Source organism: Paracoccus spongiarum, from assembly GCF_030732095.1.
Taxonomy (GTDB): Bacteria; Pseudomonadota; Alphaproteobacteria; order Rhodobacterales; family Rhodobacteraceae; genus Paracoccus; species Paracoccus spongiarum.
The window spans coordinates 1-14,516 of sequence record NZ_JAVAMQ010000017.1 but is presented as its reverse complement, the minus strand read 5'-3'; the positions used below and the strand labels follow the sequence as shown (position 1 = coordinate 14,516).

General features: G+C 68.9%; 14 protein-coding genes. 10 read left to right on the top strand and 4 right to left on the bottom strand.

Annotated elements, in window-relative coordinates:
• Window positions 1-14 precede the first annotated feature (14 nt).
• Both dhaL and Q5Y72_RS15380 read right to left on the bottom strand, forming a co-directional pair.
• Window positions 15-1,775: a dihydroxyacetone kinase subunit DhaL gene (dhaL, locus tag Q5Y72_RS15385; RefSeq protein WP_305964310.1), complete on the bottom strand. Its 1,761-nt coding sequence runs from the start codon at window positions 1,773-1,775 to the stop codon at window positions 15-17.
• 12 nt (window positions 1,776-1,787) lie between these two features.
• Window positions 1,788-2,597 (bottom strand): sugar phosphate isomerase/epimerase family protein, encoded by an 810-nt coding sequence (locus Q5Y72_RS15380; protein ID WP_305964309.1) that lies wholly within the window; start codon window positions 2,595-2,597, stop codon window positions 1,788-1,790.
• Window positions 2,598-2,757: 160 nt separating this feature from the next.
• On the opposite strand from Q5Y72_RS15380, the gene Q5Y72_RS15375 reads away from it, so the two are divergent.
• From Q5Y72_RS15375 to Q5Y72_RS15350, 6 genes are all read left to right on the top strand, one after another.
• Complete coding sequence (locus Q5Y72_RS15375) at window positions 2,758-3,612, top strand: transketolase (protein ID WP_305964308.1); 855 nt, start codon at window positions 2,758-2,760, stop codon at window positions 3,610-3,612.
• Complete coding sequence (locus Q5Y72_RS15370; protein ID WP_305964307.1) at window positions 3,609-4,643, top strand: transketolase family protein; 1,035 nt, start codon at window positions 3,609-3,611, stop codon at window positions 4,641-4,643. Before Q5Y72_RS15375 ends, Q5Y72_RS15370 begins: the two co-directional genes overlap by 4 nt.
• Window positions 4,644-4,684: 41 nt before the next feature.
• The gene (locus Q5Y72_RS15365) at window positions 4,685-5,437 is read left to right on the top strand and encodes an SDR family NAD(P)-dependent oxidoreductase (RefSeq protein WP_305964306.1); all 753 of its coding nucleotides are present in this window, start codon (window positions 4,685-4,687) and stop codon (window positions 5,435-5,437) included.
• Window positions 5,438-5,506: 69 nt separating this feature from the next.
• Window positions 5,507-6,472, top strand: a complete 966-nt coding sequence (locus tag Q5Y72_RS15360) for a TRAP transporter substrate-binding protein (RefSeq protein WP_305964305.1) — start codon at window positions 5,507-5,509, stop codon at window positions 6,470-6,472.
• Entirely contained in the window at window positions 6,469-7,050 is a 582-nt protein-coding gene (locus tag Q5Y72_RS15355) for a TRAP transporter small permease (RefSeq protein ID WP_305964304.1), read from the top strand. Before Q5Y72_RS15360 ends, Q5Y72_RS15355 begins: the two co-directional genes overlap by 4 nt.
• A gap of 12 nt (window positions 7,051-7,062) precedes the next feature.
• Window positions 7,063-8,319, top strand: a complete 1,257-nt coding sequence (locus tag Q5Y72_RS15350; RefSeq protein WP_305964303.1) for a TRAP transporter large permease — start codon at window positions 7,063-7,065, stop codon at window positions 8,317-8,319.
• 25 nt (window positions 8,320-8,344) lie between these two features.
• On the opposite strand, the gene Q5Y72_RS15345 is transcribed toward Q5Y72_RS15350, so the two are convergent.
• A complete protein-coding gene (locus Q5Y72_RS15345) occupies window positions 8,345-9,343 on the bottom strand; it encodes a LysR family transcriptional regulator (protein ID WP_305964302.1) in 999 nt (332 codons plus the stop codon).
• Window positions 9,344-9,501: 158 nt separating this feature from the next.
• Window positions 9,502-10,212, bottom strand: coding sequence for a GntR family transcriptional regulator (locus Q5Y72_RS15340; protein WP_305964301.1), 711 nt, complete (start codon window positions 10,210-10,212; stop codon window positions 9,502-9,504).
• 125 nt (window positions 10,213-10,337) lie between these two features.
• On the opposite strand from Q5Y72_RS15340, the gene Q5Y72_RS15335 reads away from it, so the two are divergent.
• From Q5Y72_RS15335 to madM, 4 genes are all read left to right on the top strand, one after another.
• Window positions 10,338-11,672, top strand: coding sequence for a malonyl-CoA decarboxylase (locus Q5Y72_RS15335; protein WP_305964300.1), 1,335 nt, complete (start codon window positions 10,338-10,340; stop codon window positions 11,670-11,672).
• Between the two features lie 22 nt (window positions 11,673-11,694).
• Window positions 11,695-13,203, top strand: coding sequence for a malonate--CoA ligase (locus Q5Y72_RS15330; protein ID WP_305964299.1), 1,509 nt, complete (start codon window positions 11,695-11,697; stop codon window positions 13,201-13,203).
• A gap of 64 nt (window positions 13,204-13,267) precedes the next feature.
• Window positions 13,268-13,663 (top strand): malonate transporter subunit MadL, encoded by a 396-nt coding sequence (gene madL, locus Q5Y72_RS15325; protein ID WP_305964298.1) that lies wholly within the window; start codon window positions 13,268-13,270, stop codon window positions 13,661-13,663.
• A 3-nt stretch (window positions 13,664-13,666) separates the two neighbouring features.
• Entirely contained in the window at window positions 13,667-14,431 is a 765-nt protein-coding gene (gene madM, locus Q5Y72_RS15320) for a malonate transporter subunit MadM (RefSeq protein ID WP_305964297.1), read from the top strand.
• Window positions 14,432-14,516 lie beyond the last annotated feature (85 nt).

Here is a 14,516-nt window from a genome sequence, read left to right as displayed (position 1 = left end):
TGCGCGCGGCCGGGTCAGCCGATCCCGCGGGCGGCCAGCGCGTCGTGCATGGCCTTCAGGATCACATGCGCCGATGCCGCGCCCGGGTCGACATGGCCCACCGACCGCGCGCCCAGCTTGGCCGATCGTCCGCGTCGGCTTTCGATCGTCGCGGTGTGGTCGCGCCCGGCCCGCGCCCCGGCTTCGGCCGCGGCGAGGCAGGCCGTCACATCGCCGCCCCCGGCCAGCGCGGCCTCGGCATGCTGGACGGCGGGCACCCAGGCGTCGATCATGGTCTTGTCGCCGAGGCTGGCCCCGCCGCGCGACAGGATGCCGTCGCGCAACCCGGCCACCCAGGCGACCATCGCCGCGGCGTCAAGGTTCAGACGGTCCGCGACCGCCTCGCCGGCCATGCGGAAGGCGCTGGCATAAAGCGGCCCCGACGAGGCCCCGACCGCATCGAGAAACGCCTTCGACATGCGCGCGCTGGTGCGGGTGATCGTCTCGTCCGCGGCCGCGTCGGCCAGCACGCCGCGCACGGCGGTCCAGCCGATGTCCATGGTGATGCCGTGGTCGCCATCGCCGATCACCCCGTCCAGTTCCGACAGCCAGTCGCGGTTCGCGGCGATCGCATCGGCGGTGTCGCGCATCATCGCGCGAAAGACCTGCGGCGTGACCGGACCCGAGGTCGCCAGCGTCCCCAGATCGATCGCCGCCTCGGCCTGTGCGGCCTGACGGGCGCGTCCGGCCCTGACCCGCCCCTCGACCGGCGGCAGCGCCCCGGCCACGGTCAGCGCGGGCGTGCGGCAGGGCATGTCCAGCAGCGCCTGAAGGTCGTCGTCAAGCCGCATCAGCGTCACCGACGCCCCGGCCATGTCCAGCGAGGTGCAGTATTCCCCGACCCAGGTGCGGTGGATCGCGACCCCGCGCGCGGTCAGGCTTTCCGCGATCCGGCGGTTCAGGACATACAGCTCCAGCTGCCCGGTCGCGCCGAGGCCGTTGACCAGCACCGCGACCCGCTGGCCCTCGGCAAGGCCCAGGTCCGCAAGGATCGGGGCCAGCAATTCGTCGACCACCGCATCGGCCGTCTCGATCTTGCCGCGGCGCATCCCCGGCTCGCCATGGATGCCCATGCCGATTTCCATGTCCTCGGGGCCGATCTGGAAGTTCGCCCGGCCGGTCTGCGGCATCGAGCAGGCGGTCAGCGCCACCCCCATCGAGCGGGTCGCGGCGTTCGCCGCCCGCGCCGCCGCAAGGCAGCCCTCGAGGTCGCGGCCCTGTTCGGCGGCGGCGCCTGCGATCTTGAAGACGAAGAAATCGCCCGCGATGCCGCGCCGTTCATGCGCGCGTTCGGCCGGGGCCGACGCCACGTCGTCGGTCACCGCCAGCGATCGGGCGGGAATTCCTGCTGCCTCGCACTCCTCGGCGGCCATGTCGAAATTCATCACGTCGCCGGTGTAGTTGCCATAAAGGAACAGCACGCCCGCGCCGCCCTCTACGGCGCGGGCGGCATCCATGATCTGTTCGGGCCCGGGCGAGGCAAAGACATTGCCCACGGCCGCCGCATCGGCCAGCCCGCGCCCGACATAGCCTGCAAAGGCCGGCTCGTGGCCCGAGCCGCCGCCGATGATGACGCCCACCTTGCCCTCGCGCGGGCCGTCCAGCGAGATCACCGCCCGCCCGGTGGCGCCCTCGCTGCCCAGCATGTCGGGATGGGCGGCGATCATGCCGGCGATGGCCTCGGTGACGATGTCCTCGGGCGCGTTCAGAAGCCGCTTGGTGCGGAATTCGGTCATGGTCGCTCCTCCTCAGCGAATGAAAGTCCGGGCCGCGGCAACCGTCTGGTCCAGCCACGGTCCTTCGGCGGCGCGGGCGTCGTCCAGGCCGGTCTCGACCGGCAGCCAGTGTTCCAGGATCACGCTCATCCCCGGCGGGCAATGGGCCAGCTGGTCGAGAATCCAGCGGATCGGTGCGCGGCCCTGTCCCAGCGGCACCCCGTGGATGCGAAATCCCACGCCATAGGGATCGGGCCGGATGACGTAATCCTTCAGATGCAGGTTGATCGTGAAGGGCGCCAGCATCGCGACCGTCGCCTCGGGCCATTCGCCCGCGCAGATCGAGTTCGCCACGTCGAGGCAGACGCCCAGCTGCGGATCGTCGATCAGCGTCAGCAGTTCGACCATGCGCGGCGAGGGATAGTTGAAGTGGTTCTCGATCGCGATGCGGATGCCCGCGGCGCGCGCCCGGTCCAGCAGCGGGCGCAGCTGCGCGGCAAGCTGTGGCACCTGGACATGCGCATCTGCCTCGTCCAGCGCGACCCGCAGGATGCCCGCGCCCAGCCTCTGGCCGATCACCAGATAGCGGCCGACCTCGTCGGCATCAAAGCATTGCGTGCCCAGTTCCAGCCGGATGCCCCGCCGGCCCGCCTCTTCGGCCAGCCGGTGATGGGCGGCCTCGTCCAGCCGGTCCAGTGGCAGATTGTCGGCATATTGCAGCACCTTCAGGCCGCGCATGTCGGCCTGCTGCAGCAGGTCGAAGGCATCCATTGGCCGCGCCGGCTGGCGATCCTTGATCCCAATCGACCAGCGAAAGGCATAGCTTCCCAGGCCCAACTCCATTCTGCCTTCCTCCCCTGGCATGTGATCGCGCCAAGGGACCACAGACCCGCCCCGCACATCAATTTAGTTTTCCTACACAAGCGATGAATTTTTCCTGAGATACTCGGCGCCCCTGACCGCCTATGGTGCAGGACGACCGGCGATGCCAAGGGAGGACGACATGACCGCAACGATGCGACCCGCGCAGGGGTCGAACATCTCGCTGGCGCGCCGCGCATGGGAGATCCGGCGCAAGGCGCTGCGGATGGGACAGGTGCAGGGCCAGGGCTATATCGGGCAGGCGCTGGGCGTGGCCGACGTGCTGGCAGTGGCCTATTTCCACGCCATGGACTACCGCCCCGAGGACCCCGAATGGGAGGGGCGAGACCGCTTCCTGCTCTCCATCGGCCATTACGCCATCGCCCTTTATGCGGTGCTGATCGAGGCCGGCATCCTGCCCGAGGACGAGCTGGAAACCTATGGCATGGACGATTCGCGGATGCCGATGTCGGGCATGGCATCCTACACGCCGGGCATGGAGATCACCGGCGGCTCTCTGGGTCACGGGCTGGGCATCGCGGTCGGCATGGCGATGGGGTTGAAGCGCAAGAAGAACCCGGCCTTCGTCATCAACCTGATGTCTGATGGCGAACTTGGCGAGGGGTCGACCTGGGAGGCCGCGATGTCGGCATCCGCGCAGGGCCTCGACAACCTGATCTGCATCATCGACTTCAACGACCAGCAGGCCGACGGACCCTCGACGCAGGTGCTGTCCAGCGAGCCCCTGCCCGAGAAGTGGCAGGCCTTCGGCTGGTTCACCCAGCGCGTTGACGGCAACGACATCGATGCCGTGCGCGCGGCCTTCGATGCCGCCCGCGCCCATCCCGGCCCCCAGCCCCGCGCGATCATCTTCGACACCGTGATGTGCAGGGGCGTGCCGTTCCTGGAAGCCCGCGAGATCACCCATTTCGTCCGCGTCGAGGCGGATGAATGGGACAAGGCCCTGGCCGTTCTGGACGAAGGAAAACCGCTGTGACCATTGCCTCCATGGCCCGCAAATACGAACCGCGCACCCTGCCCGAGGGGCCGCGCGTCGCCACCACCGCGATGATCGCATCGCTGGCCGCCGAGGGTTACGAGTCGGTCTCGGCCCCCTTCGGACATGCACTGGTCGATCTGGCGACCTCCGATGATCGGGTCGTCGGGATGTCGGCGGACCTTGCGAAATACACCGACATGCACATCCTCGCCAACGCGATGCCCGAACGGTTCTACCAGATGGGCATGGCCGAACAGCTGCTGATGTCGGCGGCGGCCGGCATGGCGCGCGAGGGGTTCCTGCCCTTCGCCACCACCTATGCGGTCTTTGCCAGCCGCCGCGCCTATGACTTCATCGCCATGGCCATCGCCGAGGAGAACCTGCCGGTCAAGATCTGCTGCGCGCTGCCCGGCCTGACCACGGGTTACGGTCCCAGCCACCAGGCGACAGAGGATCTGGCGATCTTCCGCGGCCTGCCGAACATGGTGCTGATCGACCCCTGCGATGCGACCGACGTGGTCGGCATGGTGCCGGCGATGGCCGCGCATGACGGGCCGGTCTATGCCCGGCTGCCGCGCGGCAAGGTGCCCGAGGTGCTGCGGCGTCACAAGCCCGACTACCGGTTCGAACTGGGCCGCGCGCAGATGATCCGCGAGGGCGGCGACGTGCTGGTGATCGCCTCGGGGCTGATGACCATGCGGGCGCTGGACGCGGCCGAAAAGCTGGCAGCCGACAATATCGGCGTGGCCGTGCTGCATGTGCCGACGATCAAGCCGCTGGACCGCGCGACCATCCTGGCCGAGGCGGCCAGGGGCGGCCGGCTGGTCGTCACGGCCGAGAACCACACCGTCATCGGCGGTCTGGGCGAGGCCGTCGCGGGCACGCTGCTGCAGGCCGGCGTCACGCCGCAGTTCCGCATGATCGGGCTGCCCGACGCGTTCCTGGAGGCCGGCGGCCTGCCGACACTGCATGACATGTACGGCCTGTCCGTTGACCGGGTGGCCGAGGCAATCCGGGGCTGGCTGTAACGCCCCGATCAGAGCACAACTTGAGGGAAGGAGAACGGCCCATGGGGCTTCTTGAGGGGAAATACGCCATCGTGACCGGCGCCGCTTCGGCGCGCGGGCTGGGCAAGGCGACGGCGCAGTTGTTTGCCGATCACGGCGCGACCGTGGCGATCCTGGATCTGGACGAGGCCGCCGCCAGGGCCGCCGCGGCCGATATCGGGGCGGCGCATCTGGGCCTTGCCTGCAACGTGACCGACAAGGCAGCCTGCGAGGCCGCGGTGGCCGCGCTGCTGGCGGAATGGGGCCGGGTGGACATCCTCGTGAACAACGCCGGCATCACCCAGCCGCTGAAATCGCTGGAGATCGCGGCTGCGAATTACGACGCGGTGCTGGACGTGAACCTGCGCGGCACGCTGTACATGAGCCAGGCGGTGATCCCGGCGATGCGCGGCCAGAAATCGGGCAGCATCGTCAACCTGTCCTCGGTCAGCGCGCAGCGCGGCGGCGGCATCTTCGGCGGGCCGCACTACTCGGCGGCCAAGGCCGGCGTGCTGGGCCTGACCAAGGCGATGGCGCGCGAATTCGCCCCCGACAACGTCCGCATCAACGCGATCTGCCCCGGCTTCATCGCCACCGACATCACCGGCGGCAAGCTGACGCCCGAGATGCTCGAGGGGATCATCGCGGGCATCCCGATGGCGCGGGCGGGCGAGGCCGGCGACGTGGCCGGCTGTGCGCTGTTCCTGGCATCCGACCTCGCGGCCTATTGCACCGGCACCGAGGTCGACGTGAACGGTGGATCGCTGATCCACTGACAACCGGCGGGGCCGCCGCGCTCGGAGGGGCGCGCGGACCCCGCGACATCTTCAACGGGAGGACTACACATGAAACGCACAATCCTGGCGGCACTTGCCCTTGGAACCGCCCTCGGCGGCGCGGCCTCGGCCGACGAGATCATTTTTGCCCACGGCGCGGCACCCGGGAACCCGCGCGACGTGGCGGCCACGGCATGGGCCGAGGCGTTTTCGGCCTGCACCGGCGGCGCGACCACGGTGAACGTCGCCGGTGCCGCGACGATGGGCGACGATGTCGAGATGCTGACCTCGGCCACGGCGGGCATCATCCAGGTCAGTGCCAACAGCCAGGGCGCGATGGCGCAGATCGTCCCCGAGATCGGGCTTCTGGGCCTGCCCTTCCTGTTCAAGGACCTGCCCTCGGCGTGGCAGGTCCTGGATGGCGAGGTGGGCGACATGCTGGACGCGCGCGCCCAGCAGGCCGGGCTGAAGATCCTGGGCTTTTGGGACAACGGCATCCGCCATGTCAGCCACATCTCGAAGAACGTGCCGACCCCTGCCGACATCAGCGGCATGAAGATCCGCACGCCGCCCGATCAGATGACCATCGACATCTTCGAGGCGCTTGGCGCCGCGCCCGCGCCGCTGGCCTTTGCCGAACTGCCGACCGCCCTGCAGTCGGGCGTGTTCGACGGGCAGGAAAACCCGCTGACCAACATCTATTCCTCGAAGATCCACGAGATCACCAGGTTCATCACGCTGACCGGGCACAAATACGAAAGCACGCCGGTGGTGGCCGGGCTGGGCTGGTGGTCGGGCCTCGACGAGGCGACGCAAAAATGCGCGCTGGACGCGACGGCCTCGGCCGGCGAGACGCAGCGGCAGCTGTCGAAAGAGGGCGACGACACGCTGCGCCCGAAGATGGAGGCCGAGGGCGTCACCTTCGTCGAGGGCGACCGCGAGGCCTATATCGCGGCCACCGCCTCGGTCTATGACAAATATGCCCAGACCTATCCCGACCTGGTCGCCGCGCTGAAAGAGGCCGCAGGCCAATGACCAGACCGCCCGCAACGCAAGACCGCGATGCGGGCGGAGCCGCGGGGGCGCGCATGCCCCCCGCGCTGCGCCTGCTGGGCAAGGTCACGGCGCTGCTGGACCTGAGCGGCAAGCTGATCGCGGTATCCTGCCTTGCCTTCATGTTCGCGGCCCTGCTGGTCAACGTGGTGCTGCGCTATGTCATGTCGTCCGGCATCGCCTGGGCCTACGAGATCCATGCAGTGCTGCTGCCCTGGCTGGTCGCCGGGGGCGTGGTGATCGCCTCGGCGCGCGGCGCCAACATCGCGATCACGCTGCTGCCCGGCCTGCTTGGCCCGCGCGCCGGCCAGGCGCTGATGGTGGTGGTGCAGCTTCTGATCCTCGCCATCTCGCTGTCGGTGCTGATCAGCAGCCAGCCGATCCTGAAGGCCTCGCAGTTCCAGACGCTGTCCACCCTGGGGATCAGGCAGGTCTGGGGCTATGCAAGCCTTGTCTATGCCTTCGGCGGCATGGCGATCATTGCCGCGATCGACGTTCTGAGAACCCTGCGCGGGTGGCATGGCTGGGACATGGACCCCGCCCATGGCAGCCTGAGCTGAAGGAGTGATGCGATGACCACGATCATGATCTGGGCATTCTTCGCGCTGCTGGCGCTGGCGGTTCCGGTGGCCCATGCGATGATGGGCGGGGTCGGCCTTGCCCTGTGGCTGGACGGCAAGCCGATGGCCGTCATCGCGCAGCGGCTGTATTCGCCGACGCAAAGCTTTCCGATGCTGGCGGTGCCCTTCTTCATTCTCGCCGGCAGCCTGATGATGCAGGGCCGCTTCGGCGAGTATCTGGTGAATGTCGCCCGGCTTCTGGTCGGCAACATGAAGGGCGGGCTGGGCCAGGTTTCGGTCATCGGGTCGGTGATGTTCGGCGGCGTGTCGGGATCCGCCGTGGCCGATGCCTCGGCGATGGGCAACGCGCTGATCCCCGTGCAGAAAGAGGCCGGTTATCCCGGCGGCTTCGCGGCGGCGATCAACGCCTCGTCCTCGACCATCTCGGTGCTGATCCCGCCGTCGATCCCGCTGATCCTTTACGGGCTGGTGTCGAACGTCTCGATCATCGACCTGTTCGTGGCGGGCATCCTGCCGGGCGTGATGCTGGGGGTCGGGATGTTCGCGGCGGTCTGGTGGGTGGCACGGCGCGACAACCTGCCCCGGTCGCCCTTGCCCGGCGGCTTCGCGGCGTTCCGCGGCCAGATCCTGGCCGCGATCCCGGCGCTGCTGATGCCCGTCTTCGTGATCGGCACGCTGCGCTTCGGCGTGGCCACCCCCACCGAGGTCAGCGTGATGGCGGTCGCCTATGCGCTGGTGGTGGGCGGGCTGATCTATCGCGACCTGACGCCCCGCGCGATGTGGGCGGCGGCGGTCGAGACGGCGATGATCACCGGCGCGGTCATGCTGATCATCATGGCCTCCTCGACCATCCAGTGGCTGCTGACGGCCGAGCGCGTGCCGCAACTGCTGGCGGAGTGGGTCGGCGCCACCTTCTCCGAGCCGTGGATGGTGATCATCATGCTGAACCTCGTGATGCTGGTGGTCGGCGCCTTCCTCGACCTGCCGGCGGCGGTGCTGCTGCTGGGGCCACTGTTCGTCACCATCGGGCAGGCGATCGGCATGGACCTGGTGCAGCTGGGCCTGATGATGGTCGTCAACCTTGCGGTCGGCCTCTACACGCCGCCGGTCGGCACGACGCTGTTCATCTCGGCCTCGATCGCGAAGGTGGGCGTCGGGCAGACGGTGCGGTCGCTGATCCCGTTCTACCTGGTCGCGGTCGTCGTGCTGATGCTGATCGCCTTCGTGCCGGCGCTGACGATCTACTGACCCGCCGCCCGCCGACCCGCCGCAGTCAGCCCGGCTCGACCGGAGGCTGCCGGAAACTGCATCCGAGGCCCGCCAGAACCCGGCGGGCCTCGGTCTCGTGAAGGCCGGCCTCGGCAAGGATCCAGTCGGTGAACCGCGCGACGATCCGCCGTGTCATGTGCCGCTGCGGGCAGGTCAGCCAGTAGGCCGGGAAATCGACCACCGGAAAGGCGGTCGACATCGGCACCAGCCGGCCCTCGCGGATGTCGGGCAGGCACAGGTTCACGCTGTCCAGCGCGATGCCCATGCCCTGCCGCGCCAGTTCCAGCGACATCGACGACCGGTCGAAGGCCATCGGATAGACAAGGTCGGGCAGTTCGACCCGGTTCAGCGCCAGCCACAGGTCCCAGCGGAAGATCGTCTTGACGCTGTCGATCAGGTTGGCGTGGCGCAGCTGCCGGATCGGATCGTCCGAAAGGGCGCGCAGCCGCGCCAGATAGCCGGGGCTGCACATCGGCATCACCAGATCGTTCATGATCCGCGTCACGCTGAGGCCGGGCCAGCCGCCCAGCCCGTAGCGCAGGTCGAAATCGACGGTCTCGGTCTCGAAGGCGGTGAAGTCCTGCGTGGCATCGACGCGGATGTTCCATTCCGGGTTCTCGGCCAGGAAGGTCCCGATGCGGGGACCCAGCCAGCGCACGCCAAAGCTGGGGCTGACCCGCATGATGAGGTTGCGCAGGTCGCGCTGCCGGGTGATCGCGCTGCGCGCGTTGCGCAGCGCCCCGAAGGCCTGGCTGGCGGTCTGGAACAGGATCTCGCCATCCTGGGTCAGGATCAGCCGGCGCCGTTCGCGGCGGAACAGCCGCACCCCGAACTGGGTTTCCAGTTGGCGGACCTGCTGGCTGACCGCCGAGGGGGTGACGCCCAACTCCTGCGCCGAGGCCGTCACCGAACCCAGCCGGGCGACGGATTCGAAATACTCGATCGCCTTGATGTTGATGTCGCGCACCGCAACCCCGCCGACCGACCCCCGGGCCTGCCGCACAGGGGATCACTTCGCGCCGGCCCGCGCAAGCCCGGCAGCGAGGCTTCGGGCGACTCCCTCGCCCGGCGGCGCCAGCCCGATCAGCCGGTTCGGCGCCGCGTCGCGACAGCCGCCCCTGCAGGGGCCGGCGAGGCCAGGCCCGGCGCGATCTCGTCGTCTCACCGATCGATGATCCTGCGGCGCGGCGCGGGGCTTGGGCCCGGACTTGCTGCGGACTGGCGCAGCGACGCGACCAGCTCGTGAAAGCGGTCGCCCTGGATGCGCACATGGGCATCGGTCTCGGCCGCGGCCGCCGCGGCATCGCCGGTCTCCAGATGGCCGAGGATGGCGCGATGTTCCTGAAGGGAACGCAGCATCCGGCCGCGCACTTGCAACTGCCGCCGGCGATAGGGCTGCAACATGGTCTGCAGGCGCAGCGCCTCGCTTTCCAGGAAGCGGTTCCCGGAGGCCGCGTAGATCGCCTGGTGGAAGGCGGTGTTCTGATGGTAATAGGCGTCGCTGTCGCCGGTATCGGCAGCGCGCTCGCATGCCGCCTGCGCGGTCCGGATGCGGTCCAGTTCCGGCGGAGTCGCGCGGCGGGCGGCCAGACGCGCGCAGATCGCCTCGAACTCGGCCATCACCTCGAACCTTTCGGTCAGTTCGACCACGTCCAGTTCGGTGACGAAGGTGCCGCGCTTCGGCTCGACCCGGACCAGCCCCGAGGCTTCCAGCGTCTGCAATGCCTCGCGGATCGGCGTGCGAGAGCAGGCGAATTCGACGATCAGCGCCTCGATGTCCAGCTTCTCGCCCGGCGCGAATCGGCCGTAGACGATGGCATTTTCCAGCGCCTGCCGGATCTGCGCGGCGGTAAACCTTCCCTGCGATACCACTGCCCTGCCCTCTCAAGCCGCTGCCCTGCGTCCATTATTCTGCCGTGACGCCATCATGTCCATCACCGACTTTGTTATATACAACAAATTATAATTGGCGTATAACAGCGGCAGGAGGACCCGCCATGGCACGCGCGAAGCTGACATTTCTGAACGATCTCGTCCAAGCAATCACCGGCAACGAGCGGCGCGGCAGGTCGCCGCGCATCGCCGACGAGGCGGCGACACGGACCGCGCTGGCGCGTCCGGCCGCCGAACGTCTTGCGGCCGCTTGCGACGTGCTGATGGGCAGGATCGGCGACGCGGCCCGCGTGGCCATCGCCGAACAGGCGCTGACCGCCTATGGCCAGCTTGACGCGGCGGGCCGTCTGGGGTTCTTCCAGCTGCTGCGCGACCGCTTTGGCGCCGACCCGGCCGCGATCCGCCGCGCCTTCGCCGCCTATGACGCAAGCCCCACGGCGGAAACGCTGGTGCCGCTGTTCGAGACGGTCGAGCCCGCGCGCCAGACCCTGCTGCGCCGGCTGAACACCGCGCCGGGCGCGACGCTGCGGCTGGTGCAGATGCGCGCCGACCTGCTGCAGGCGATGCGCAAGCAGCCCGACCTCGCCCCGCTGGACGCGGATTTCGCGCATCTCTTCGCCTCATGGTTCAATCGCGGCTTCCTGCGCATCCAGCGCATCGACTGGTCCACCCCCGCCGATGTGCTGGAAAAGATCATGCGCTATGAATCGGTGCATCCGATGACCGGCTGGCAGGATCTGCGCCGCCGTCTGGACCCCGCCGACCGCCGCTTCTTCGCCTTCTTCCACCCCGCCACCGGCAACGAGCCGCTGATCTTCGTCGAGGTCGCGCTGACCCGCGAGACACCCGACCGGATCGCCCCGATCCTAACCGCGCCGCAGGCGGCCGAGCCGGTCGAGGCCGATACCGCGGTGTTCTATTCGATCAACAACACTCTGGCCGGGCTGAAGGGCGTATCCTTCGGCAACTTCCTCATCAAGCAGGTGGTCGCCGAACTCAGCGCCGAGCTGCCCTCGCTGAAGACCTTCGTGACGCTGTCGCCCGCTCCCGGCTTCGCCGCCTGGCTGGCCAGCGGCGCGGACCCGCGCGCCGCCGATCTGGCGGCCGAGCTGGACCTTGGCGCGTGGATCCACGATGCCGGTGAGGCCGCGCGGCTGAAGCCCGAGGTCGAGGCGCTGGCGGCGACCTATTTCACCGCCGCCAGGACCCGGTCCGGCGCGCCGCGCGACCCGGTGGCACGGTTCCACCTGGGCAATGGCGCCGCCGCATGGCGCGTGAACTGGCCCGGCGACCTGTCCGACAACTCCATCCGGCAGGCCCACGGGCTGATGATCAACTATCTCTACGAACCGGCCCGGATCGAGGCCCAGCACGAAAGCTTCGTGCGCGACGGCACCGTCGCGACCGGGGCGCCGCTGCGCGCCGTTCTGGAACGCTGACATGCATCAGGGAGGAGGACCCATGCACACCATCCATGAAAGCTTCATCGCCTCGGCCGAGGCGCGGCCCGACAAGGTACTGTTCCAGCGGCCGGGCCGGCAGGACCTAAGCTATGGCCAGACCCGGCAGCTGGTCGAGCGCCTCGCCGCCGTGCTGACCGGGATCGGCGTGCAGCCCGGCGACCGGGTCGCCGTGCAGACCGACAAAAGCGCCGAGGCCGTCTGCCTCTATCTGGCGACCCTGCAGGTCGGCGGCGTCTATTTGCCGCTGAACACCGCCTACACGGGCGCCGAGATCGACTATTTTCTCGGCGATGCCGAACCGCGGCTGTTCGTCTGCACCCCCGAGACGCTGGCCGCCCACCAGCCCCGCACAGGCCCCGGCCTGCGCGTCGAAAGCCTTGGCAGGGCGGGCGATGGCAGCCTGATGGCGCTGGCCGAGGCGGCCACCCCGCGCCGGGACCGCGTGGTGCGGGCGATGTCGGATCACGCCGCGATCCTCTATACCTCGGGCACCACCGGGCGGTCGAAGGGCGCGGTGCTGACGCATGGCAACCTTGCCTCGAACACCGCCGCGCTGATCGAGGCGTGGCACTATGCCGAGACTGACCGGCTGATCCACGCCCTGCCGATCTTCCACACCCACGGCCTGTTCGTGGCGATCAACATGACCCTGGTTGCAGGCGCCTCGCTGATCTGGCTCGACCGGTTCGACGCCGACGAGATCATCGGGCTGATGGCGGATGCGACCGTGCTGATGGGGGTGCCGACCTTCTACACCCGGCTGCTGAAGTCCGACCGGCTGAACCCCGGGGCGGTCGCCAGCATGCGCCTGTTCGTGTCGGGATCGGCGCCCCTCCTTGCCGAGGATCACCGCGCCTTTCAGGACCGCACCGGCCACGCCATCCTCGAACGCTATGGCATGACCGAGACCTGCATGATCACCACCAACCCCCATGACGGCGCCCGCAAGCCCGGCGCGGTGGGCATGGCGCTGCCCGGCATCACCATCCGCATCACCGACCGCGAGACCGGCGCCCTTCTGCCCGATGGCGAGATCGGCGCCATCGAGGTGCGCGGCCCGAACGTCTTCGAGGGCTATTGGCGAATGCCCGAAAAGACCGCCGCCGAATTCCGCAAGGACGGGTTCTTCATCACCGGCGATCTGGGCCAGATCGGCGATGACGGCTATCTGCGCATCGTCGGGCGCGACAAGGATCTGGTCATCTCGGGCGGCTACAACGTCTATCCCAAGGAGATCGAGGGGCTGATCGACGACCTGCCGGGCGTCGTGGAAAGCGCCGTGATCGGCGTGCCCCATCCCGATCTGGGCGAGGGCGTGACGGCCATCGTCGTGTCGCAGCCCGGCACCGCACTGCACGAGGACGCGGTGATCGCGGCCATCGGCGACCGGCTCGCCCGCTACAAGCAGCCGCGCAAGATCCTGTTCGTCGAGGAACTGCCCCGCAACGTGATGGGCAAGGTCCAGAAGGCCGAACTGCGCCGCGCCTATGCGGATCTCTACAAATGACACCATGACCGCGCCGCCCCGGGGCCGGAGGAGCCCCGCGGCAGCGCCTTGAGGGAGGAATGACATGATTATTTACGGAGTCGCCGTCCTGGCGGCCTGCCTTCTGGCGGGCATGATCGTGGGAGACGCGCTTGGCGCGCTTCTGGGGGTCGAATCGAATGTCGGCGGGGTGGGCTTTGCCATGCTGCTGCTGATCGTGCTGTCCGACCGGATGCGCGGTGCGGGCCTGTTTCCGCAGCACAGCGCCGAGGGCGTTCTGTTCTGGAGCGCGATGTACATCCCCATCGTGGTCGCCATGGCGGCAACGCAGAACGTCGTCGCGGCGGTCGGCGGCGGGCCGGTGGCGCTGCTGGCCGGGGTCGGCGCGACCGCGCTGTGCTGGGCGATGGTGCCGGTGCTGTCGCGTATCGGCGGCGTCGAGGAGGCCCTGCCTCCGATCGCAGACCATGCGGAGGTCTGAGCGATGGAGCTGATCACCGCAACCCTGACCAAGAACGGTCTGCTGTTCGCCTTCCTGCTGGTCGGCCTCGTGATGTGGGCCAGCTATTTCCTGTCGCACCACCTGACCCGCGGCCGGCTGCACGGCTCGGCCGTGGCGATCATGGTCGGGCTGCTGCTGGCCTATCTGGGCGGGCTGTTCAGCGGCGGCACCAAGGGCCTGGCCGACATCCCGCTGTTCGCGGGCCTCGGCATCATGGGCGGCGCGATGCTGCGCGACTTCGCCATCGTCTCGACCGCCTATGGCGTCGATCTGGCCGAGATTCGCAAATCGGGCCTGGTGGGCGTGCTGTCGCTTGCCTTCGGAATCGTGCTGTCCTTCCTGGTCGGGGCGATCGTGGCGCTGGCCTTCGGCTATGGCGATGCGGTCAGCATGACCACCATCGGCGCGGGCGCGGCGACCTATATCGTCGGCCCGGTCACCGGCACCGCGCTGGGCGCCTCAAGCGAGGTCGTGGCCCTGTCGGTCGCGGCGGGGCTGGTGAAATCCGTGATCGTGATGATCGGCACGCCGTTCATCGCGCCGCTGATCGGGCTCAACAATCCGAAATCGGCGATGGCCTATGGCGGGCTGATGGGCACGACCAGCGGCGTGGCGGGCGGGCTTGCGGCGACCGACAAGCGGCTGGTGCCCTATGGCGCGATGACCGCGACCTTCTACACCGGGCTGGGCTGCCTGATGGGACCGTCGCTGATGTATCTGATGATCCGCGCGATCTTCGGCGCCTGATCCGGCGCCGGCGCCGCGCATCTGAGCGACCCGGACCGAAACGGGCGCCCCCGGTGACGGGGGCGCCCGATGCCTGCCCGCGAGG

Excerpts from the sequence above, each read along its gene's own strand:
- Q5Y72_RS15350 (WP_305964303.1), top strand. The coding sequence starts at position 7,063 with ATGACCACGATCATGATCTGGGCATTCTTCGCGCTGCTGGCGCTGGCG.
- madL (WP_305964298.1), top strand. The coding sequence starts at position 13,268 with ATGATTATTTACGGAGTCGCCGTCCTGGCGGCCTGCCTTCTGGCGGGC.
- Q5Y72_RS15360 (WP_305964305.1), top strand. The coding sequence starts at position 5,507 with ATGAAACGCACAATCCTGGCGGCACTTGCCCTTGGAACCGCCCTCGGC.
- Q5Y72_RS15355 (WP_305964304.1), top strand. The coding sequence starts at position 6,469 with ATGACCAGACCGCCCGCAACGCAAGACCGCGATGCGGGCGGAGCCGCG.
- dhaL (WP_305964310.1), bottom strand. The coding sequence starts at position 1,775 with ATGACCGAATTCCGCACCAAGCGGCTTCTGAACGCGCCCGAGGACATC.
- madM (WP_305964297.1), top strand. The coding sequence starts at position 13,667 with ATGGAGCTGATCACCGCAACCCTGACCAAGAACGGTCTGCTGTTCGCC.
- Q5Y72_RS15330 (WP_305964299.1), top strand. The coding sequence starts at position 11,695 with ATGCACACCATCCATGAAAGCTTCATCGCCTCGGCCGAGGCGCGGCCC.
- Q5Y72_RS15375 (WP_305964308.1), top strand. The coding sequence starts at position 2,758 with ATGACCGCAACGATGCGACCCGCGCAGGGGTCGAACATCTCGCTGGCG.
- Q5Y72_RS15335 (WP_305964300.1), top strand. The coding sequence starts at position 10,338 with ATGGCACGCGCGAAGCTGACATTTCTGAACGATCTCGTCCAAGCAATC.
- Q5Y72_RS15365 (WP_305964306.1), top strand. The coding sequence starts at position 4,685 with ATGGGGCTTCTTGAGGGGAAATACGCCATCGTGACCGGCGCCGCTTCG.
- Q5Y72_RS15380 (WP_305964309.1), bottom strand. The coding sequence starts at position 2,597 with ATGGAGTTGGGCCTGGGAAGCTATGCCTTTCGCTGGTCGATTGGGATC.